This is a genomic window from Brooklawnia sp., assembly GCF_032229645.1.
Taxonomy (GTDB): domain Bacteria; phylum Actinomycetota; class Actinomycetes; order Propionibacteriales; family Propionibacteriaceae; genus Brooklawnia.
On sequence record NZ_JAVTWX010000131.1, the window covers coordinates 1 to 20172 of the forward strand.

A 20172-nucleotide genomic window follows, 5' to 3' on the forward strand; every position below is an offset into this window, starting at 1 on the left:
AGCGCGCTTCGTTCACACCGAAGAGGTCACTGGTTCGAACCCAGTATCGCCCACCCTGGCGAAGTGCCATTTGACTATGGAATATACCTGGCTCGAGCGGCCCCTTCTCGGCCACGCGACCTCTACACGACATCACCGGGACACTCCTACTGGAGGAAACCCCTGGAGCCGGGTCTTCTTGCGGATCTCGTGGCACTCGACTGGCATTTGAGGGTCCGGCACGCGATGCGACGGGGCCGCTGGATCATCCATCGCCGGGGCCACCCACCGGAATGCCTCGAGCGGCCGGCGGCCGGTGCAAGAGCAGCCTCACGGAGCGCACGGACGCTTGTACACCGAAGCGAACCGCTCCGCGCACGAAATCGGCAGCACCCCCATAGCAGCAGCCCCCTAGGGGTGGAAAACCGAAAGATCTTCTGCTTTGCGAGTGCGCCCAATCGACAGCCCCCATGGCAACTCCGACAGTTTTATTGCCGCTGCGTCTCAGATATTGAGATCAAATTTGCTTTGGGTGCCCCCCGCGTCGCATCTTAAAGCTACGTGACGCGGCAAGGGCGCCGGGCCTTCAGCAGAATATGAGGGAAAGGGCAGGCAGCTGATGAGCGCTCCGGCGTTGATTCTTCTTGCGCAAGGCACGACCGATTCTCGAGTCGAGCAGGTGTATCACACCCTGCGCCACGAGTTGCAGTCGCAGCGTCCGACCATTTCGATTCATCTGGCCTTCGCTGACAGCTGCCCTCCAACCGGCCCTCAGGTGATCGGAGCCCTGGCCAACCGCGGCGTCGACGAGGTCGTACTCGTCCCACTCGATCTCTCCCGGGTCTGCGGACCGGCCGAGAAGATGGTCAGCGTGCTATCCGCGGTCCGTGATCACCGCCCGGAAGTGAAGTCGGTGATGGCTCGGCCGATAGGCCCGGCCCTCGAGTTGCTCAATCTGCTCGACATGCGGCTGCGCAATGTACTGTCGACCGTTCATGCCACCGAACTCGACGGCCTGGTCCTTCTCACTCCGTCTTGGGGGGATACTCGCGGTGCCGGCCTCATCGCCCGCCGCGCCCGGCAGTGGGCGACTCATCACAAGCTGCCTGTCCTGGTCGCTCACGGCGATGGCTCCGGCCCGGATGTCGCGGCCGCGATCGCTAGCCTGCGTCATATCGGACGCCGCAACATCGCGGTCGGCTCGCTGTTCATCTCCCCCACCGAGGCCTACCGGCAGCAAGCCGACCTCGCGCTCGCCAACGGTGCTCTGGCGGTCAGCGCCCCCTTAGGTCCTGATCCGCGGATCGGGGATCTCGCGATGGCCCGGTACTCTTTCGCGGCCATGGAACTATTGGACGACCAGTTCGCGCCACAGATGGCCGAGTCCGTAGTCGAAACAGCCGCTCGCCAGGTGCTTTGATCGTCGGACGGCTCTGATCTCCGCCCCTGATCGGCTCTTCGTCGTCCGACCGGACGGCCCTTATACGGACGGCGATGAGTACTGGCTGTCGTCCCGCTTCTGCTTGCTCGGCTGCACCCTGGGCGGTTCACCCGGCATCTTCGGGTACTCGGGAGGGTAGGGCATGTCTGTCAGGCCCATGCTCAATCCGAGTTCGTAGCGTCGCAGCGCCTGTTCGACGCTCTGTGGCTTGGACGAATACAGTGGCGCCCAGACGTCCCCGCGTTCGCGGTATCGCTGGGGCATGGTGACCACGGTGAAGTCGTCCGGATGCACCTGCGGTACTTCGTCCCAGGTCAGCGGAGCGGATACCCGGGCCTGCGGCACCGGACGCACCGAGTACGGACTGGCCATCAACCTGTCACGGGCCATCTGGTTGAAGTCCACGAAGATGCGCTCGCCACGGTTCTCCTTCCACCAGTCGACCGTCACCCGATCGGGCATCCGGCGGGCGAGTTCTCGTCCGATCGCGATCGCCGCATGCCGGGCGTCCACGAACGAGACCGGCTCGATCATGCAGAAAACATGGATGCCGCGTCCACCGCTGGTCTTCGGGTAGGGCTCGAGCCCCAGTTCTCCCATCACTTCGCGCAGTTCCAAGGCTGCTACTGTCGCGTCTGCGAAGTCGGTGCCCGGTTGTGGATCCAGATCGATCCGAAGCTGGTCGACCAGATCGACCTGCGGAGCGGTCACCGGCCACGGATGGAAGCGCAGCGTTCCCAGGTTCATGGCCCAGATGATCGTGGCCAGATTCGACGGGATGATAGCGGTGGCTTTGCGGCCCGAAGGAAACGTGATCTCGGCAACGTCCACCCACTCCGGGCGCTTTTCGGGAGCCCGCTTCTGGTAGAAGGCATCGCCCTTGCCATCGGCCCGGGTAGCCATTCTCATGCCTTCCCGCACACCGCCGGGCCATCGTTCGAGCGTGGTCGGGCGCATCCGCAGTCCGGCGAGGAATCCCTCGCCAACGCCGATCGCATAGTTCGCCAGATCGAGCTTGCTGATGCCCAGCTCCGCAAAATAGATCTTGTCCGGACTGGACAGCCTCACCTCAATACCCGCGACATCCAGTTGCACCGCAGTCGTCGCCATGCATCAAGCCTAGGGGTCAGTGCAAGCAATTGAGGATTTAACCAGCTGGCTAGGCTGGAGATTGTGCGAGAGGAGTCGATATGACCACTTCAATGCCAGGCAACGGCGTTTTCAGGCTCACCGATGAGCAATGGCGCCTCAAGCTGAATCCGGACGAATTCCACGTGTTGCGCGAAGCCGGTACCGAGGCCCCCTTCGTCGGCGAGTACACCGACCTCGAGACCGAGGGCGTCTACCGTTGCCGCGCCTGCGGCACCGAACTGTTCCGCTCGACAACCAAGTTCCCGTCGCATTGCGGTTGGCCGAGCTTCTTTGGCCCGCTTGCCGAGGAGCGAGTGCGCTATCTCGAAGATCGCTCGCTGTTCGCCCGTCCGCGTGTCGAGGTGCGCTGTGCGAACTGCGATTCGCACCTGGGACATGTCTTCGAGGGCGAGGGCTATGACACGCCCACCGACCTGCGCTACTGCATCAATTCGATCAGTCTGACGTTCGAACCCGACGACCAGGCCGACCGGGGTGCGCAGCCCGGTGCCTGACACCTGGTCGGCGCGTCTACGGGCCCGCAGCAGGGCTGCCGCCTATTGTCAGGGATGTGCTAAGTGAGGTCGAGACGCTGATGAGCGGTGACTCATCCTTCGAACGCATTACCGACGCGATCGAGTCCTTCGGCTGGCGCCCCGAGATACAGGTCGAGCAGATACCGGCGCCCCAACGCATTGCGCCGCATGCCTACGCCATCGAGGCAAGCGTCCTATCCACCACCGATGACGAGGCCGGCACCGGGCGTCTTATCGTCCTGTACGACCCGAGCGGCAGCCAGGCCTGGCACGGCACGTACCGATGCGTCAGCTTCGCTCGAGCCAATGTCGATCTGGAGATGGTCACCGATCCCCTGCTGGCCGAAGTCGGCTGGACCTGGCTGACCGAGGCTCTGGTGACCAACGACGCCGAATACCACGACGCTTCGGGAACCGTCACAGCAGTCTCCAGCCGCAGTTTCGGGGAGCTGGCCGGTGAAGCAGACCGTGCCGAGATCGAAATCCGCGCATCATGGACGCCCGAGTTCACAGAACTCGTCGATATCGTCCCCCATCTGGCTGCTTGGCAAGCGCTGCTAGGCACCACAGCCGGACTGCCCCCGATGGCCGACGGCGTTATTTCGCTGACAACGCGACTGGAACGGCAATGACCGACACAGGCGAGCAGGACCTGGCGGATCTGCCGGTTCTGGCTGAACCGGCCAGTGGCGTGCCGCCGGTCGTCAACGACGCTCACAGCCGGCGCCTTGCAATGGACACCCTGCGGGCAGGTCATGGACCGGTGGCGATCGATGTCGAGCGCGCGCAGAGCTTCAGATATTCGTCCAAGGCCTACCTTCTGCAACTCAAGCGTCAAGGTTCGGGGATCATTCTGATCGATCCCACGGCCTTCCAACTCGACGACGCCGAGGTCGCTCAGTTCTTCGCCTTGCAGGAATTGATCGGCGATCAGGAGTGGATCATCCACGCCGCCACCCAGGATCTGCACAATCTGGTTGAGCTCGGGCTACGTCCCACCAAGCTCTTCGACACCGAACTGGCCGGACGCCTGCTCGGCCTACCGCGAGTCGGGCTCGCTGCGCTCGTGGGCAGCCATTGCGGCGTCCAGTTGCTGAAGGAGCACTCCGCAGCAGACTGGTCACGTCGTCCGATCCCGGACGATTGGCTGGCCTATGCGGCCCTCGATGTCGAACTCCTGCAGGAGTTGCGTGATCAGCTGAGCGCAGAACTGGCTGCGGCAGGCAAGGACGAATGGGCGCGACAGGAATTCGAATGGCTGTGCCGCTGGGCCGTGCGTCCGATCGCCGAGCATCCCGATCGATGGCGGCGCACCTCCGGCTCACATCACGTGCGCACTCCCCGTGGTCTGGCGATCGTGCGAGAGCTGTGGACGGTGCGCGACCGAGTCGCCCAGGAGACCGACAAGGCGCCCTCGAAGATTCTGCAGGACAAGGCCATCAGCGAACTCGCTGCAGTGGTTACCCGCACCCATCCGGGTGTGCCTACCGAACGGGAACTGCGTAGCATCGACGGATTCAAGCGCCGCCAGGCCCGGACCTACCAGTCCGAATGGCTGGCAGCCCTCGACCGGGTCGCAGAACTGCCCACGAGCAAGCTTCCGCCGTTGCGCACCGCGAGCACCGGGATCCCAGCCCCACGCAACTGGGAACGGCTCAATCCGCAGGCCTGGCAACGCTGGGAACAGGTTCGCCCAGCGGTCATGGAGCTAGCCGACCAGTTGAACGTGCCGGTGGAAAACCTCATCTCCCCGAACGCGCTCAAAGATCTGCTGTGGGAACTCGAGTCGCTGGATGCTGCGTCGCTGGCAGATCTGCTCACCGCCCACGATGTCCGCGATTGGCAGCGAGGGTTCATCGTCCCGCTGGTACTGGAGAAACTCAGCTGACCTAGGGACCCTGTGCGCGTGACCGGACGCGCCCGCGGTTGGGATCTGGAGACCCCTAGCCGCGAAGCGTCTCGGCTGCGGGCTCAGCGCGGGCCACCATGATCTGAGTGATCTCGCGAGCGATTGCTTGCGGGGTGAGCCCGAGCTCGGCCAGAATCTCACTGCGGGTGGCCGGCCGCAGGTACTGCTGTGGGACGCCGAACTGGTGCATCGGCACCTCGATCCCGGCCGCATCCATGGCGAGTTCGAGATGCGACCCCAGGCCTCCGACAATCAGATTGTCCTCAACGGTGACCACCAGCCGGTAGCCGCGGGTCATCTCAACCAGTGCGTCGTTGATCGGCAGGCCCCATACCGGGTCGGCAACTGCCGCCGTGATGCCCTGGGCGCGCAGCAGCTCCGCCGCCTTGAGGGCACGCGAGCACATCGCCCCCCAGGCCACCACGAGCACGTCGGCGTCATCGTCCACCGACAACAGGTCAATGCCGTCGCGGCGGGCAATTGCCGGGATCGGATCGGGCAGCTTTTCCTTGCTGTAACGAATGAGGCTGGGAGCATCGTCGGTATCGATGGCCTGGTTGAAGACTTCCGCGAGCCGCGGCTGATCGCGCGGACTGGCAAGCATCAGCCCCGGCACGATTCCTGTGACTGAGACATCCCAGACCCCGTTATGACTGGCGCCGTCGGGCCCGGTGATGCCGGCCCGGTCGAGCACGATCGTCACCCCGAGCCCATGCATTCCCACGTCCAGCAGTAGTTGGTCGAAGGCACGGTTGAGGAAGGTAGAGTAGACCGCGAAAACCGGATGCATTCCCGCCGCCGCCAGCCCGGCGGCCATCGTCATGGCATGCTGCTCGGCGATACCGACATCGAAGGTTCGCTCCGGATGATCGGCAGCGAACTGGGTGAGCCCAACCGGATGCAGCATCGCAGCGGTGATCGCCACGACATTCGGATGCGTATCGGCGGCCTCGCTCATCTGCTGGGCGAAAGCATCTGTCCAGGTCGTCTGCACGGCAGCGCTGATCGGTTCACCCGTAGTGGCGTTGATGCGGCCAACGGTGTGGAAGTGATCCGCCTTGTTCAATTCGGCCGCCCGGAAGCCACGCCCCTTCTTGGTGATGGCATGCACGATGACAGGCCTGCGGAAGTCCTTGGCCAGCTCGAGAGCCTGAACCAGCGAATCGAGATCGTGCCCGTCGATCGGCCCGAGGTACTTCAATCCGAGATCGCTGAACAGTACCTGCGGCGCCAGCATGTCCTTAAGGCCCAGCTTCATGCCGTGCAACACCTCATAGGCCGTGCGGCCGAATGGTGCTCGCCGCATCTGCGTCTTGATCGCGTCCAGCGTCTGCTCGTAGCGCGGATCGGTGCGGATCGTCCCGAGCTGACGAGACAACCCGCCTACGGTTGGGGCATAGGAGCGCCCGTTGTCATTGACGACCACAACCAGCGGAAGGTCGTCGGCCGTGGCGATGTTGTTGAGAGCCTCCCACGCCATGCCTCCGGTGAGCGCCCCGTCGCCGATCACCGCGACCACCGTCCGATCGGCTTCACCGCGGAGCCGGAAGCCCTGGGCCAATCCCTCCGCCCAGCTCAGCGCCGTGGATGCATGGGAGTTCTCGACCCAGTCGTGAGCGGATTCGGCTCGGCTGGGGTAACCCGATAGGCCGTTCTTCTGCCGCAGTGAACCGAACTCACCCTGGCGCCCGGTAACGATCTTGTGGACGTAGCTTTGATGCCCGGTGTCGAAGATGATCGGGTCGTGAGGCGAGTCAAAAACCAGATGCAGGGCCAACGTCAGCTCGACAACCCCGAGGTTCGGCCCCAGGTGCCCGCCGGTGAGACTCACATTGGAGATCAGGAACTGCCTGATCTCAGCGGCGAGTACATCCAGCTGTGGGCGCCGCAATGCACGCAGGTCAGCTGGCTGCTTGATCGAATCCAACAAGGGCATGGTTCGACGATACCGGCACTGCCCGGGTTGTTCAGTATGCCCCACGTCGTTTTGCTCGCCACAAGTAGGAGCAGAGTCGTACCGGGCGCCGGTTCGGAGTCAGCCGACGGCTCTGCGAATGAAGATCTTGCCGCGCAGCGCCTCCTCCACCAATGCGATTGCCTTCCGCGTCGCCAGCAGGTGCAGCTCTTCGGCCTCATCGTCCAGCAGACTCGGCTGATCGTCGAGGCGCCGCTGTCGAGTCGCCCGGATCTGTGCCTCGACGGAATCGGCCGCGAACCGGGCCAGCACGGCCGGATGACGATGCAGCACCGTGTACTCGCGGAAGTCCGGCGGGCAGCAACCGAGCAGCCAGTGGGTCGCCGACGCTTCCCAACCCGGCGTGCTCGGGGGTTGGACGCGCTCCGGCCAACCTTGCGGCACAAAGATCTGAACGGACACGTCGGCGGCCGACCGATGGACAATGGCGGTCATCTCGTCCTCCTCCTACTCGAAGCATCTCGAACCTTTGTTCGATTGATTTCAATTATGCCTGCCGCCACTGACAAAAACGAGAGGATGGTCGCCGTGGGCGCGTCGTCCGCGTGATTTCGTGCGGAATACACCGGGGACTGGTCAGGCGCAGGACGCAGAATGGATGCGTGGATGTCTTCGACCAGATCATCGCCGGACGGCTGCCGGCAGAAGTAATCCTGCGCACCGACCGCGTGGTCGCCTTCCTCGATGCCAGGCCGCTGTTTCCTGGGCATACGCTGATCTGCCCGGTCGAGCACTTCGAAACGCTCTACGACCTTCCGGACGATCACTACGCAGAGATCCTCACAGCCGCCCGCACCGTGGGCTTGGCCCAGCAGGCAGCCCTGGGAGCCCAAGGCACCTTCATCGCCAACAACAACGTAGTCAGCCAGTCGGTTCCCCACTTTCATCTGCACGTCGTACCCCGAAGCAAAGGCGACGGTCTGAGGGGATTCTTCTGGCCGCGAACGAGGCCCTCGTCCGAGCAGTTGCACGCCGTGGCAGAGTTGTTGCGAGCCGAATTGGCAGGAGCAGAGAAGTGACCGAATTCGTCAACATGTTCATGCCCGGAGCCAAGCACTGGGAAGAAGTCAAGCGCGCCGAGAAGTCGCTCTACGTCGATTCCAAACAAGGAGGTTCGGGCCCGGGCGAACTCGACCTGGACTCGGGATTCATGGTCTTGCGCGATCAGACCGGCAATGCGACCAAGACCTCGACCACCATCGGCAATCCCTATCGCGAGCAGCCCCAGAAAACCGTCGAGGACGAACCCACGTCAGCGGCCGACACTATTACCCAACCGGCGCCGGCAAGCGAGCCGTCCGACAACGACTGATGAGACGCCTGCGGCCGACAGCATCATCCCAAAGATGCCGCCGGCCGCGGGTCTGTCGACCCGGTATCCCACGCAGGCCCGGCCCCGTCAGCCCTTCAGGCTACGCAGCACGTACTGCATGATGCCGCCGTTAAGGTAGTAGTTGCGTTCTCCTGGCGTGTCGATGCGGACGATTGCATCGAAGCGGGTCACCTTGCCGTCGGGGGCGGTGGCAGTCACCTTGACCGTCTTCGGGGTCACACCCGTGTTGAGTTCGGTGACACCCGAGATCGCGAAGCTCTCCTCCCCGCTCAACCCCAGCGAAGCCGCATTCATTTCGGGCGGGAACTGCAACGGCAAGACGCCCATACCGATCAGGTTCGAACGGTGGATGCGCTCGTAGCTTTCGGCGATCACGGCGCGTACGCCCAGCAACATGGTGCCCTTGGCGGCCCAGTCGCGCGAGCTACCGGAACCGTATTCCTTGCCGGCGAGCACGACCAGCGGCATGCCCTTCTGCTGGTAGGCCATGGATGCCTCATAGACCGTAGTCACGGGCGCGCCGGGCGCGCTGAAATCGCGGGTGAAGCCGCCCTCGGTACCGGGTGCGAGCTGGTTGCGCAAGCGGATATTGGCAAAGGTGCCACGGATCATGACCTCGTGGTTGCCACGGCGCGAGCCGTAGGAGTTGAAGTCCTTGCGCTCGACCCCGTGTTCTGTCAGGTACTTGCCCGCCGGGGAATCCGGCTTGATAGCTCCCGCGGGACTGATGTGGTCGGTGGTCACCGAGTCGCCGAGCTTCAGCAGAACCCTGGCACCGCAGATATCGGTCACCGGAGAGGGCTTGGCGGGCATGTCTTCGAAGTAGGGGGGCTTGCGCACATAGGTCGATTCAGCGTCCCATTCGAAGACGTCGCCCTGCGGGGTCGGCAGGGTCTGCCAGCGCTCATCGCCGGCGAAGACATCCGCATACGACTTCGCATACATCTGGGGATCGATTGCGGCGGCGATCACCTCTTCGATCTCGGCGGGGCTCGGCCAGATGTCACGAAGGTAGACATCGTTGCCCTGCGTGTCCTGCCCGAGCGGATCGGTGGTCAGGTCGAGGTCCATCGATCCGGCGAGCGCGTAGGCGACCACCAACGGCGGGCTGGCCAGGTAGTTCATCTTCACGTCGGGATTGATGCGTCCCTCAAAGTTGCGGTTGCCCGACAGCACCGAGACGACCACCACATCGTCGGCATTCGCGGCCTTGCTCACCTGGGGAATCAGCGGACCCGAGTTTCCGATGCAGGTGGTGCAGCCGTATCCGACGACATCGAATCCAAGCTGATCCAGATACGGAGTGAGTCCGGCACGCTCGAGATAGCTCGTGACGACCTGCGATCCGGGGGCCAGCGTCGTCTTCACCCACGGCTTGCGCTGCAGCCCCTTCTCGGCGGCCTTCTTCGCTACCAGACCGGCCCCAACCATGACGCTCGGGTTCGAGGTGTTCGTGCAGGAGGTGATCGCGGCGATGCCCACCAGGCCGTTCGACAACCGTACCGACTGGTCGCTGATAACCGCATCGACCGCAGCCGAAGCGTCGCTGGTGTAGGTCGGCAGCGCCGCCTCGAATGCCTGCTGGGCCTCGGCGAGAGCGATCCGGTCCTGCGGACGTTTGGGCCCGGCGATCGACGGAACCACAGTGGACAGATCGAGTTCGAGGTACTCCGAGTACTCGGCAGTGGCGTCCGGATCGAACCACAGGCCCTGAGCCTTCGCATACGACTCCACCAGCGCCAGCTGGTCCTCGCTGCGCCCGGTCAGCCGCAGATAGTCGATGGTGATCTGGTCGATCGGGAAGATCGCGATGGTCGAGCCGTATTCGGGGCTCATGTTGCCGATCGTGGCGCGGTTGGCCAGCGGCACCTCGGCCACGCCCGGCCCGTAGAACTCGACGAACTTGCCCACCACGCCGTGCTTGCGGAGCCGGTCGGTGATTGTCAGCACCAGGTCGGTCGCTGTGGTGCCCTCGGGGAGCTTGCCGAGCAGCTTGAATCCGACCACCCGCGGGATCAGCATCGACACCGGCTGACCCAGCATGGCAGCCTCTGCCTCGATGCCACCGACGCCCCAGCCGACCACACCCAGGCCGTTGACCATCGTGGTGTGTGAGTCGGTGCCCACGCAGGTGTCCGGGTAGGCCACCAACTCGCCATTGATCTCGCGCGGGAAGACGACCCGTGCCAAGTGCTCAATGTTGACCTGATGGACGATACCGGTGCCCGGCGGCACCACCTTGAAGTCATCGAAGGCGGTCTGCCCCCAGCGCAAGAACTGGTAGCGCTCGCGGTTGCGCTGGTACTCGAGGTCGGTGTTGAGCCGCAGCGCCTGAGCGGAACCGAAGACGTCGGCGATGACGGAGTGATCGATCACCATCTCTGCGGGCGACAGGGGATTGATCCTCGACGGATCACCACCGAGATCGGCCATCGCCTCGCGCATCGTGGCCAGGTCGACGATGCAGGGCACTCCGGTGAAGTCCTGCATGATGACCCGCGCCGGAGTGAACTGAATCTCATGATCCGGCTCCGAATCGGCTACCCAGTTGCCCAGGAAGGCGATGTCATCGTGCGTGATGTTCGCGCCGTCCTCGGTACGCAGGAGGTTCTCGAGCAGCACCTTCAAGCTGAACGGCAAATGCTCCTGGCCAGGTACTTTGTCGAGCCGGTAGTAGCCATAAGACGTCCCATTGACTTCAAGTGAGTCCTTGGCACCAAAGCTGTCAATGCTCATGCTGCTTCCCCATCCTGCAAATTATCTTGACGTCAAGATACCACCGTCGCGGTATATCAGTTAAATCTTTGCATCGTCGCGGGCGACCGGCACCAGAACGGCAGATCCCTCCCCGCCCCGCGAGGCAAGGCCGCACTAACCTGGGTATCCCCGGCGATGGCGATCGGGTCGCGAGGACCCCCTATCCGCACCCCAAAAACCCGCATATCTATTCGGTTGGACGGCCTCAGTCGCTAGCGTCGAAACATGACTCAGGACAACTTCAACTCAGACTCCCGCGACAACTTCGAGGTCTCCGGCAACCAACTCGTCAACGCGATCAAGAAGCTTTGGCGTGACACGTCGGTACGCCGCATCATCATCCGCCATCCCGATGGCCGCCAGTTGATGACCGTACCGCTCGCCGCAGGTATCGCCGGTGGCGCGATCGCACTCTTCATGGCTCCGGTGATCACCGTACTGGCAGGCATCGGCGCCGGATTGGCCAAGGTGAGAGTCGAGGTCGTCCGCACCGACGATCCGCAGCGCTGACGACCCGGACAGATAATGCGCGGGCGGTGCCACCGAGGCGATGACCGCTCGCGCGTCGCTTTCCCCCGGCCGGCGAACGATCCGTGCGACCGATCGAACGGGTTCGCCTCAGACCGTGGTCGTGGCGGACCCGCGGGTCGGCGATGGCTTGCGCTTGCTTTGCTTCATCTGCCGGTAGACCTCGCGCAATTCCGGATCGTCCATCACGAGGTAGACGAGCCCGCAGTCCTGGGGTCCGTTTGCGCCCGGTTGGCACAGACTGCATGGATCGTCCGGACGCAGTGGGCAGCGCGGTGTCGCCGATCGTGTCTCTTTCATCTCACACCTACTTCTACGCTCGAAGGCTCCGCGCCACAAGCCTCGGCAGGTCGGGCTCGGACGAAGGCCTCGGGCCAGCGATGCACCGGCCCATGTCGGACCAGAACCACCCATTTTTGCAACGCGACCGTATCCAATAGGCTGTCGGTCAAGTCGCCGGCGCGGATTGGATCTTGGCTGCCGGCGATGAGACCGCGCTTCCGGCGATCGGACGCTGGCTGCGCGACGACAAGCATCTGACGAAGGCCCAACTGGACATCACCGGATATTGGCGGCGCCAGCCCGATCAACCGTCCGAGAACGACCTCGCGGGCTTGGACGTGATGGGGTCCACGATGGCCCAGCATCTGAAGATGGACAAGCTCGCCGGCATTCTGTCCGGGTTCGCGATTCGTGCCGCAGTAACCATCGGGTTGCCCGCTGCACTGGAATCCGGGCCTCGCACACTGGCCGAGATCGGTGAGATGACGCACGCCCGCGGAGACCTGCTGGCCAAACTGCTGCGCTACCTGGTCACCTTGGAGATCGTTGACGCCGACTCCGACGGCAGTTATCGGCTCACCGGATTCGGCACCGAGTTGAACGACGAAGATCTGGCCGATGAGCTCGATCTGGCAGCGGACCATGCCCAGCGGGAGTTGTTCGGCCTGCTGGGGCTCCTGGACGCCACGGGCACTACCGAGTCGCCCGATCACCCGGCCCAGGCTCACCACTGGCTGCACTTTGATGAGGCCCAGACACGATTGAGCGATCCGGCGATCGTCGCCGACCGAGTCGCGGACGACGCCTCCAAGGCTGCCTATCTTGCGGCGCCCCTCGCCGAATCCGCGGTCTTCGACGACCTCACTTCGGTCAGCATCCGCGGTCTGGGAGCGGCTGTCATCGCGTCCGCGCTGGTCAATGCCCACGATGGCCTGCGGGCACGGGTGTGCGCAGATCAGCAAGCCGAACTTGACGCGCTACGAGCCACGACAGCACCCCACCGGCGATTGAGCTACGAGGTGACGGCAACCGGGATTGTCGGGCCGCAGATGGATGCGGTGCTGCTGGTCAACGCCCTCAACGGTATGTCTGATGCGCAGGGCGCCCGCTATCTGAGTGACCTCGCGTCAGACCTGAGTCCGAGTGGACGCATCCTCGTCCTCACTGAGGTCTTCGATGCCTATCTCGCCTACCCACATGACTATGCCGAAGATCTCGTCGATTTCGGCCTGTCCGGCGGAGGCTCCAGAGACCGAGCCGAGTATGAGGCGCTTTTCACCGCGGCCGGGCTGCGGCAGGCAGGTCGCAGCACGATCGGCTGGGGCTTCACACTGTTCGCCCTGACCTCGAGCAACTGATCAACAGCTCAGGCTGCCGTCCATCCGCCGTCGACCACGAGCATCTGGCCGGTGACGTAGCTGGATGCGTCACTGGCCAGGAAGAGAGCTACTGACGCCATCTCACTAGGTTCCGCCAACCGCCCCATCGGGATTCGGTCGGTGATCGACTTGGCGCGTGACCAATCGGAGAAAAGAGTCTCGGTGAGTTCGGTGTGCACCCACCCCGGTGCGATGCCGTTGCATCGGATGCCCTTGCCGGACCACTCCTTGCTAAGAGCCCGCATGACTCCCCCGATCCCGGACTTGGCCGCCGCATAGGCCACGATGTCCGGGACGACCGACTGAAAGTTGTTGAGCGAACCGATAAAGATGTGACTGCCCGGCCCGCCAGCCTCCAGCTGGCGGCGACCGAGTTCCTGGCTGATCACGAAGGGCGCGGTCAGGTGCACCTGCAGAAGCCTGTCCCACTGCTCGCGTGGGAAATCCACGGCGGGTTCGCGATGCTGGAAGCCTGCGGCGTGCACGATGATGTCGATCGGGCCCCCAAGCCTGTCCTCGCAATCGTCCACCAGCGCGGCTGCGTCCACACTCATCACGTCCGCCGCAATCGCCACCGAGTTCGGTACCTTCTCGGTTGACGCCTGCAGTTGTTGAGCGGTTCGCGCAACCAGCGCCACTTGTGCGCCGGCCTGTCCCAAGGCCACCGCGATGGCCTGCCCGATGCCGCGTCCGCCGCCGGTGACGATCGCACGGCGGCCATCCAGCTTGAACAGATCCAGCACCGAGGTCGTCATTGATGCTCCTTTGCTTCACCGGCTCATGAGTTTGGTGCTTCGTAACCTAGCCCAAACAGTCACCTCTCGACGAGCCGACTCCCCCACTGTTCCGCCCGTTCGGCCTCGCCGTCCTTCAGCACCGGCGGCTCGCCAGCAATGAAGAATCCCTCACCCTGCTCGACGCGGCCTCCGGCCCGCGTGAGCCTCTTGGCCGCATCCTTGGCCGCCGAGCCCGAGTGCGGCGACACGCGGGTGTCGAATGTAATGACCATCGGAAGCGAAGAGATGTCAGCCGAATCGATCCATTCACGCACCCCGGAATCAGGCACGTGCACTCCCCTTCGACCAGCCGTGCGCCGACTGGACCTGCTGGGCAGCTTCATACTGTGGGTCGGCGCTCCGACGAGCAGGAGATCCAGATCTGGGATCCGAGCGGGCACATCGGCGGCGCTCCAGGCCACTGTCTGAGCACCCGCGCCACGCGCACCCGCTGCGATGGCTTCCGCGATCTGTGCGGTGTTTCCCCAGTACGACTCGACGATGATTCCGATCTGCATGAGATTGCCTCTCGCTCTAGGTTGAGACATCATGTCTCATCTGAGATGCTATGTCTCATGGGCAGCATCGGTCAACACCGACAGACGACATCCACCCCGCGTCAACGGATCCTCGACACCGCCCTCCAGCAGATCGGCGAGCACGGCATCACGGTGAGCCTGGAGCACCTCTCGCTGGAGAAGATCATCCACGCGTCGGGGGTGTCTAGAGCCACCGCGTATCGCATCTGGCCCAACAAACAGCAATTCCTGGCCGATGTACTGGTCGACGCGGTCAGGTCCACTGACCTGGAGGTCGACTCGCGAGCCGAAGTAGCCCAGTTGATGGCGCTGCTGGATGCCAGCCCCGGCTTCGCGTCCGACGAGCAGACCCGCAGAAATGTCATCGTGGAGGGCCTGCGCATCAGCATCCAGGCCGATTTTGAGCGTGTGGCCGCGTCGGCACAATGGGCAACCTACCTCGCGCTCAACGCGACCAATCGCGGATTGCCTGCCGGTTCACTGCGTGACGAAGTCACCCAGGCGCTCGCCGACATGCAGCAGGTGTTCATCGAGCAACGCTGCATCGTCTACGCGCGGCTGCCCCGCTTGCTCGGCTATCGGCTGGTTCCACGCCTGGACGGCGATCAGGGATTCCGGTTGATGTCCGAGGCATCGGGGGCACTCATGACGGGGTTCGTGGCCGAACTCGGCGCCAGACCGCAGCTGCTCACCGACACCTTCCGGATGGCGTCTTACGGTGCGGACGAGCGTGCCTGGACGGTGCCGGCGTTTGCGTTGACCGGGCTGGTGCTGTCGTACCTCGAGCCCGACCCAGACGTCATCTGGGACAACGCTCAGCTGGCCCTGGCGCATGCCGCCCTCGAGGAGATCACGGCCGAGCTGGAGCGGTCCTGGGCGGCCGGCTGACACCAGCTACCGCACGGCGCACGGGCGAAACACCTCTTGCGCGCCTTAACTTAAGCAGTTAAGTTAGGAGGTATGGACCTGGCATACGAGCTACACGACCTCGTCCGCACGCTCGATCGGGAAGCGGAGCGAATCCTGCGGCCCGAAGGCCTCAACTACCATCGGTACCTTGCATTGATCATCCTCGCCGAGCACCCGGGCATCACCGGACGACAACTCGCGGCGGCGATCCGCGTGACCGAGGCGGCGGCAAGCGGCATCGTCCGCACACTGCTCAAAGGTCAACTCATCGAGGACGCCGCCGGGCCAGGAACAGGCAACGTCCGCCACCTGAAAATCAGCGCGGAGGGCGCGGAGACGCTCGACCGGTGCTCGGCATTGCTCGGGTCATCGCTCGACGAGAACGCGCGAGCTATCCAGATCGATCCTGAGCAGCTCGCCCGGACCATCCGCGCCTTACATGACGAACTTCGCACCTGGCACCAAAACTCCGAAAGAAAAGAATGAACATGACTGTCGTCGTCGCCGCCATCGCGTTCTTGCTAGGCATCGCCCGGCTGGCGATGTTCGTCGCCCTGCATCTGGTCGCCAGCGACTACAACCCCATCGAACATGCCGTGAGCGACTACTCGGTCGGGAAGACGCGCACGCTCAGCTCCGTCATGACCTGGACATCGGCGGCAATGTGGGCGTTCCTCGCCATAGCGGTCGGCATCGGCTTCCCCGACTGGCGCGACCGTACCGGCATTGTGATCTGCCTGTCGGCGCTCGCCCTGGTGTTCATCGTGATGCCGCTGCTCCCGACCGACCTGGAGGGTGAGCCATCCACGACGATCGGCAAGCTCCACCTGCTGGCCGCCATCTGCTGGTTCGCGCTGAGCTACGCCTGCATGGGCAACTTCGTGCGCCTGATGCACGGCGGTGTCATCGGAACACTGCTATCGATCCTGTCCTGGATCGCCCTCGTCGGCCTGACTGCACTCGTCACTGCCCTGATCATCCGTCCTCTTCGTAGCCGGGTGTTCGGAATCTCGGAGCGGGTATTCCTCGTGTCGACGAGCCTGTTCTACGTTCTCGTCGCCCTTGACATCGTCCTTGCCTGAGACGCCGTACGCAGCAAAGCCACCCGGCGAACGAATGACCGCGCTGGTGCGCATGGAGCGCCGCCAGAATCAGCCGTTGTCCTGGTCGCCGGCCCACAGGACTTCGCTGTAGTTGCCCAGGGTCATTCGGGTGCGGCGGATATGCAGCCGCACCAAGGTCTGGGCGGCTTCGATATCGCGGTTGCGCAACGCGTCCACGATCAAGTGATGTTCGGCGCAGGTGGACTGGAAGGACGCATCGGGCATGAAGCGGACGAGTTCGCGCCGGTAGGGCTGCGTGGTGTTCCACAACCTGGTCACCAATTCGGTCAGGAAGGGATAGGTCGCCCCGGCGTAGCTGAGCAGGTGAAATTCCCTGTCCAGTCTCAGGAACGACCGAAGTCCTTTCGCTCCGCCGGTCTTGTCAATCAGATCCGCCAATTGAGCTATCCGCTCGATCTGAGCGGTGTTCAACAACGGCGCGGATTCCCCGATGATCATCGGCTCGACTACTTCGCGCAGTTTGTAGCACTGCTCGAATTCTTCTTGGTCGAGTCCGGAGACCCAGGCTCCCGAGTGTGCCCTGATCTTCACCAGACCCTCGGCTTCCAGCGCCCGCAGCGCTTCCCGGATAGGCATTCTGGACGCGCCGAACTCAGCTGCCAGCGATTCCTGCCCAAGCCGGGACCCGGGCGCCCGATCGCCGTGCAAGATCTGCTCGCGCAGTTCGTCGACGATCCGGGATGCCTGCACGGCGCGCGCTACGACCTCGTGTGTCATCGGTCAATCCTGCGGGTGGACCGGGCTCCACAGCAACCGCGAGCGCCCTTCCTGATATGCCTTGCCGTCCGGGAAGCTCAGCATCTCGAACTGCATACCCCACGGGGAGAGGAAGTAGACCCAGCGTTGGCCCAGATTGGCGCCGCTGCTCGCGGTGGGTTCCCCCAACACCCGAACCCCGTGCGACCTCAGGTAGTCAACGGCCGCGTCCAGATCGTCCACATAGAACGCCAGATGGAAACCTCCAACATCGCTGTTGGGCGGCTGCCGGGTATTCTGTCCCTCAAGCTCATATTCGAAGATCTCGAAATTCGAACCGTGCCCGAGCCGGTAATGCCTGTTGCGGAAACGCGCCCGGTCGTCCACATTGACATGCTCCGACATCCAGGTGCCGCCGGCGGATTCGAAGGGACCGAGTTCGAAGAAGAACTCGCAGCCGAGCACATCGACGAAGAAGTCATGTGCCTGCTCGAGATCAGGGACGGTGAATCCCACATGGTCCGTACCGCGAAGTCCTGGAATCGCCATCATCGGCTCCTCGGGTCGATCAGTACTTTCATGGTCCCGCCATCGCTGATAGCAGCCAACGCGTCTGCCCATCGTTCGATAGGAAAGATCGGGCCGATGCACGGGGCTAGGTCGAGCTTGCCACTGGCCATCAGATCCACTGCCAGGTCCCACGCCCTGGGCGAATGCGAGAACCCTGCCGTCATGGTCAGCTCGCGCAGAATGAGCACGTCCAACGGGACGCTGACATCGCGCCCGAAAATGCCGACCTGGATGTACGCACCACCACGCTTCACGGCCCTCATCGCATTGGACGCACCCGCGGCCACCCCCGAGCAGTCGATGGCGACGTCGAAGGCCATCTCGGCAGGAGTATCGATGGTCGTGGTGATGCCCTCGGACGCGAGGCCGGCCAGCTTCTCAGCATCAGAGGCGATGCCTGCCAACGTGACCTCAGCACCGCTGGCCTTGCTCACCTGCGCAGCGAGATAGCCCATCGGGCCGGGTCCGGTGACCAAGACCCGCTGCCCGGCCTTGATCGTGCTGCGCAGCAGAAGCGCGTGGCAGGTGCATGACAGCGGTTCGGCCAGCGCGGCGATCTCGTCCGGGATGCCTTCAGGCACCTCATGCAGATTCAGCACCGGGACGACGAGCTTCTCGGCGAATCCGCCATCGCGGAATGATCCGATGGATTCTCGTTGCTCGCACATATTCCGGCGCCCGGCCCGGCACATCTCGCAGCGCTCGCAGCAGCGGAAGAAGGTCTCGACGACCACCCGTTTGCCGACCCATGGGGCATCATCTAGTGAGCCGGTCTCAATTACCCGCCCGAGCACCTCGTGCCCCATCACCACCGGCGGATCGACCTTGTACTCGTCGCGCATCACATGCAGATCGGTGCCGCAGACGCCGGTATAGATCACCTCGAGCAACGCCTGGCCCGGAGCGGGCGTGGGCTCCGGGAGGCTCCGGAGCTCCACGTGTTCAGCGCCGGCAGCATACTTCACAACCGCCTTCATGGCAGTCCTCCCTCACAACGCCAGCAGCACAGGGTTCTCGAGGCGGGCCTTGAGTGCCTGCATGAACTCTGCCGCCAGAGAGCCGTCGATCACCCGATGATCGCTCGACAGCGTCATCGTCATCACCGTGGCGATGCTGAGTTCGCCGTCGCCGTTGGCCACCGGACGCGGCTCCGCCGCTCCGACCGCCAGAATCGCCGACTGCGGTGGATTGATGATGGCGCAGAAGTCACGCACCCCATACATGCCCAGATTGCTGATCGAGAACGAGCCGCCGTCGATCTCCTTCTGCTTGAGCTTGCCGTCGCGCCCGCGCTCGATGAGATCCTTGGTAGCCGCCGCCAGTGCGCTCATACCGAGCTTTTCCACACCGCGGACCACCGGGGTGACCAGGCCGGTCGGTGTGGAGACCGCGACCGAGATGTCGACGGTCGAGTACCGGCGGATCGAATCGCCGTTCCAGACTGCGTTGGCCTCGGGCACTGCCTGCAAGGTGGCCGCGATCGCCTTGACCAGCAGATCGTTCACGCTGATCTTGACTAGGCTGGCCTCGTTGAGCTGCTTGCGGTAGGCCAGCAGGGCGTCCAATCGGGCGTCCACCGTGACATACCAGTGCGGAATGGTGGCCTTGGATTCGCTCAGCCGCCGCGCGATCGCCCGGCGCATTCCGGTTAACGGGATGTCCTGGTAGGCACCGCCGGCTTCGGGAGCGGGCTCGCTGGAGACGGTCTCGGCGCGACGCGGCGCGTCGGCGGCCGACGGTGCTGCGGAAGTGCGCTGCAGGACGGGGCCGGCCGGCGTTGCGACCGCCGGAGCAGCCGACTGAGCGGCGAAGGCGGCTTCCACATCGGCACGGAGTACTCGTCCGCGAGGTCCTCGTCCGGGAATCTGCGCGATGTCGAGACCATGATCGGCCGCGATCCGCCGGGCCAGCGGCGAAGCGAAGACCCGCTCACCCGGCTGATGTACCGCAGGCTGCACGGCGGGAGCCGACTGTGCCACCGCAGTGGGTACAGGCGCGGGCTCCGCGGAAGGAGCAGCAGTCGCGGCAGGCAGCTGTTCGCCCAACGCATCGGCGATGGCCGACGCGTCCTCCCCAGCCGCCAGCAGCACCGCGATCGGCGCGCCGACGGCGATCCTGTCGCCGGCAGCACCGATGAGGCGTCCGACCGTGCCTTTGGTTTCGGCCTCGACCTCGACGTTCGCCTTGTCGGTCTCGATCTCCGCGAGTTCCTGGCCTTTGACGACCTGATCGCCTTCGGAGACCAGCCATGCGGTGAGCACGGCATCCTCGGCGTCGGCCACCACGGCCGGCATTAAAACAACGGTAG

At 64.0% G+C, this 20172-nt stretch carries 22 protein-coding genes; 11 read left to right on the forward strand and 11 right to left on the reverse strand.

Annotated features, from left to right (window positions below; all coding sequences use genetic code 11):
- Positions 1-598: 598 nt before the first annotated feature.
- A complete protein-coding gene (locus AAFP05_RS10275) occupies positions 599-1399 on the forward strand; it encodes a CbiX/SirB N-terminal domain-containing protein (RefSeq protein WP_341729773.1) in 801 nt (266 codons plus the stop codon).
- Between the two features lie 60 nt (positions 1400-1459).
- Here AAFP05_RS10275 and AAFP05_RS10280 read toward each other — a convergent pair whose 3' ends face one another.
- Complete coding sequence (locus AAFP05_RS10280) at positions 1460-2530, reverse strand: DNA primase small subunit domain-containing protein (protein WP_341729774.1); 1071 nt, start codon at positions 2528-2530, stop codon at positions 1460-1462.
- Between the two features lie 80 nt (positions 2531-2610).
- Here AAFP05_RS10280 and msrB point away from each other — a divergent pair, with 80 nt between their 5' ends.
- Genes msrB through AAFP05_RS10295 form a run of 3 tightly spaced genes read left to right on the forward strand, consistent with a single transcriptional unit; the run spans position 2611 to position 4975 of the window.
- Positions 2611-3066, forward strand: coding sequence for a peptide-methionine (R)-S-oxide reductase MsrB (gene msrB, locus AAFP05_RS10285; RefSeq protein ID WP_341729775.1), 456 nt, complete (start codon positions 2611-2613; stop codon positions 3064-3066).
- A 56-nt stretch (positions 3067-3122) separates the two neighbouring features.
- Positions 3123-3719 carry a DUF3000 domain-containing protein gene (locus AAFP05_RS10290; protein ID WP_341729776.1) on the forward strand — a complete coding sequence of 199 codons (597 nt, stop codon included), beginning with the start codon at positions 3123-3125 and terminating at the stop codon, positions 3717-3719.
- Positions 3716-4975 (forward strand): HRDC domain-containing protein, encoded by a 1260-nt coding sequence (locus AAFP05_RS10295; protein WP_341729777.1) that lies wholly within the window; start codon positions 3716-3718, stop codon positions 4973-4975. Before AAFP05_RS10290 ends, AAFP05_RS10295 begins: the two co-directional genes overlap by 4 nt.
- Before the next feature lie 55 nt (positions 4976-5030).
- Here the strand turns inward: AAFP05_RS10295 and dxs are convergent, their stop codons facing one another.
- Positions 5031-6932, reverse strand: coding sequence for a 1-deoxy-D-xylulose-5-phosphate synthase (gene dxs, locus AAFP05_RS10300; RefSeq protein ID WP_341729778.1), 1902 nt, complete (start codon positions 6930-6932; stop codon positions 5031-5033).
- Between the two features lie 99 nt (positions 6933-7031).
- The gene (locus AAFP05_RS10305; RefSeq protein ID WP_341729779.1) at positions 7032-7406 is read right to left on the reverse strand and encodes a hypothetical protein; all 375 of its coding nucleotides are present in this window, start codon (positions 7404-7406) and stop codon (positions 7032-7034) included.
- Positions 7407-7573: 167 nt separating this feature from the next.
- Between AAFP05_RS10305 and AAFP05_RS10310 the strand changes: the two genes are divergently transcribed.
- Entirely contained in the window at positions 7574-7990 is a 417-nt protein-coding gene (locus AAFP05_RS10310; RefSeq protein ID WP_341729780.1) for an HIT family protein, read from the forward strand.
- Positions 7987-8283: a hypothetical protein gene (locus tag AAFP05_RS10315; RefSeq protein WP_341729781.1), complete on the forward strand. Its 297-nt coding sequence runs from the start codon at positions 7987-7989 to the stop codon at positions 8281-8283. Before AAFP05_RS10310 ends, AAFP05_RS10315 begins: the two co-directional genes overlap by 4 nt.
- An 87-nt stretch (positions 8284-8370) precedes the next feature.
- Here AAFP05_RS10315 and acnA read toward each other — a convergent pair whose 3' ends face one another.
- A complete protein-coding gene (gene acnA, locus AAFP05_RS10320) occupies positions 8371-11040 on the reverse strand; it encodes an aconitate hydratase AcnA (RefSeq protein ID WP_341729782.1) in 2670 nt (889 codons plus the stop codon).
- A 246-nt stretch (positions 11041-11286) separates the two neighbouring features.
- Here acnA and AAFP05_RS10325 point away from each other — a divergent pair, with 246 nt between their 5' ends.
- On the forward strand, positions 11287-11571 hold the full coding sequence (locus AAFP05_RS10325) for a DUF4342 domain-containing protein (protein ID WP_341729783.1): 285 nt from the start codon (positions 11287-11289) through the stop codon (positions 11569-11571).
- A gap of 108 nt (positions 11572-11679) precedes the next feature.
- Here the strand turns inward: AAFP05_RS10325 and AAFP05_RS10330 are convergent, their stop codons facing one another.
- Complete coding sequence (locus AAFP05_RS10330) at positions 11680-11889, reverse strand: DUF6767 domain-containing protein (protein ID WP_341729784.1); 210 nt, start codon at positions 11887-11889, stop codon at positions 11680-11682.
- A gap of 173 nt (positions 11890-12062) precedes the next feature.
- On the opposite strand from AAFP05_RS10330, the gene AAFP05_RS10335 reads away from it, so the two are divergent.
- On the forward strand, positions 12063-13229 hold the full coding sequence (locus AAFP05_RS10335) for a hypothetical protein (RefSeq protein WP_341729785.1): 1167 nt from the start codon (positions 12063-12065) through the stop codon (positions 13227-13229).
- Positions 13230-13237: 8 nt separating this feature from the next.
- Here AAFP05_RS10335 and AAFP05_RS10340 read toward each other — a convergent pair whose 3' ends face one another.
- Both AAFP05_RS10340 and AAFP05_RS10345 read right to left on the reverse strand, forming a co-directional pair.
- The gene (locus AAFP05_RS10340; protein WP_341729786.1) at positions 13238-14005 is read right to left on the reverse strand and encodes an SDR family oxidoreductase; all 768 of its coding nucleotides are present in this window, start codon (positions 14003-14005) and stop codon (positions 13238-13240) included.
- A 59-nt stretch (positions 14006-14064) separates the two neighbouring features.
- On the reverse strand, positions 14065-14544 hold the full coding sequence (locus AAFP05_RS10345) for a flavodoxin/nitric oxide synthase (protein WP_341729787.1): 480 nt from the start codon (positions 14542-14544) through the stop codon (positions 14065-14067).
- Between the two features lie 57 nt (positions 14545-14601).
- Here AAFP05_RS10345 and AAFP05_RS10350 point away from each other — a divergent pair, with 57 nt between their 5' ends.
- From AAFP05_RS10350 to AAFP05_RS10360, 3 genes are all read left to right on the forward strand, one after another.
- Positions 14602-15453 (forward strand): TetR/AcrR family transcriptional regulator, encoded by an 852-nt coding sequence (locus AAFP05_RS10350; RefSeq protein WP_341729788.1) that lies wholly within the window; start codon positions 14602-14604, stop codon positions 15451-15453.
- A gap of 72 nt (positions 15454-15525) precedes the next feature.
- Complete coding sequence (locus AAFP05_RS10355; protein ID WP_341729789.1) at positions 15526-15960, forward strand: MarR family transcriptional regulator; 435 nt, start codon at positions 15526-15528, stop codon at positions 15958-15960.
- A gap of 2 nt (positions 15961-15962) precedes the next feature.
- Positions 15963-16556 carry a DUF998 domain-containing protein gene (locus AAFP05_RS10360; RefSeq protein WP_341729790.1) on the forward strand — a complete coding sequence of 198 codons (594 nt, stop codon included), beginning with the start codon at positions 15963-15965 and terminating at the stop codon, positions 16554-16556.
- Between the two features lie 69 nt (positions 16557-16625).
- On the opposite strand, the gene AAFP05_RS10365 is transcribed toward AAFP05_RS10360, so the two are convergent.
- The 4 genes from AAFP05_RS10365 to AAFP05_RS10380 are packed head-to-tail and all read right to left on the reverse strand — an operon-like array spanning position 16626 to position 20158.
- A complete protein-coding gene (locus AAFP05_RS10365) occupies positions 16626-17315 on the reverse strand; it encodes a GntR family transcriptional regulator (protein ID WP_341729791.1) in 690 nt (229 codons plus the stop codon).
- Between the two features lie 3 nt (positions 17316-17318).
- Entirely contained in the window at positions 17319-17843 is a 525-nt protein-coding gene (locus tag AAFP05_RS10370; RefSeq protein ID WP_341729792.1) for a VOC family protein, read from the reverse strand.
- Entirely contained in the window at positions 17843-18841 is a 999-nt protein-coding gene (locus AAFP05_RS10375) for an alcohol dehydrogenase catalytic domain-containing protein (protein WP_341729793.1), read from the reverse strand. Before AAFP05_RS10375 ends, AAFP05_RS10370 begins: the two co-directional genes overlap by 1 nt.
- 12 nt (positions 18842-18853) lie before the next feature.
- The gene (locus AAFP05_RS10380; RefSeq protein ID WP_341729794.1) at positions 18854-20158 is read right to left on the reverse strand and encodes a dihydrolipoamide acetyltransferase family protein; all 1305 of its coding nucleotides are present in this window, start codon (positions 20156-20158) and stop codon (positions 18854-18856) included.
- Between the last annotated feature and the right edge of the window lie 14 nt (positions 20159-20172).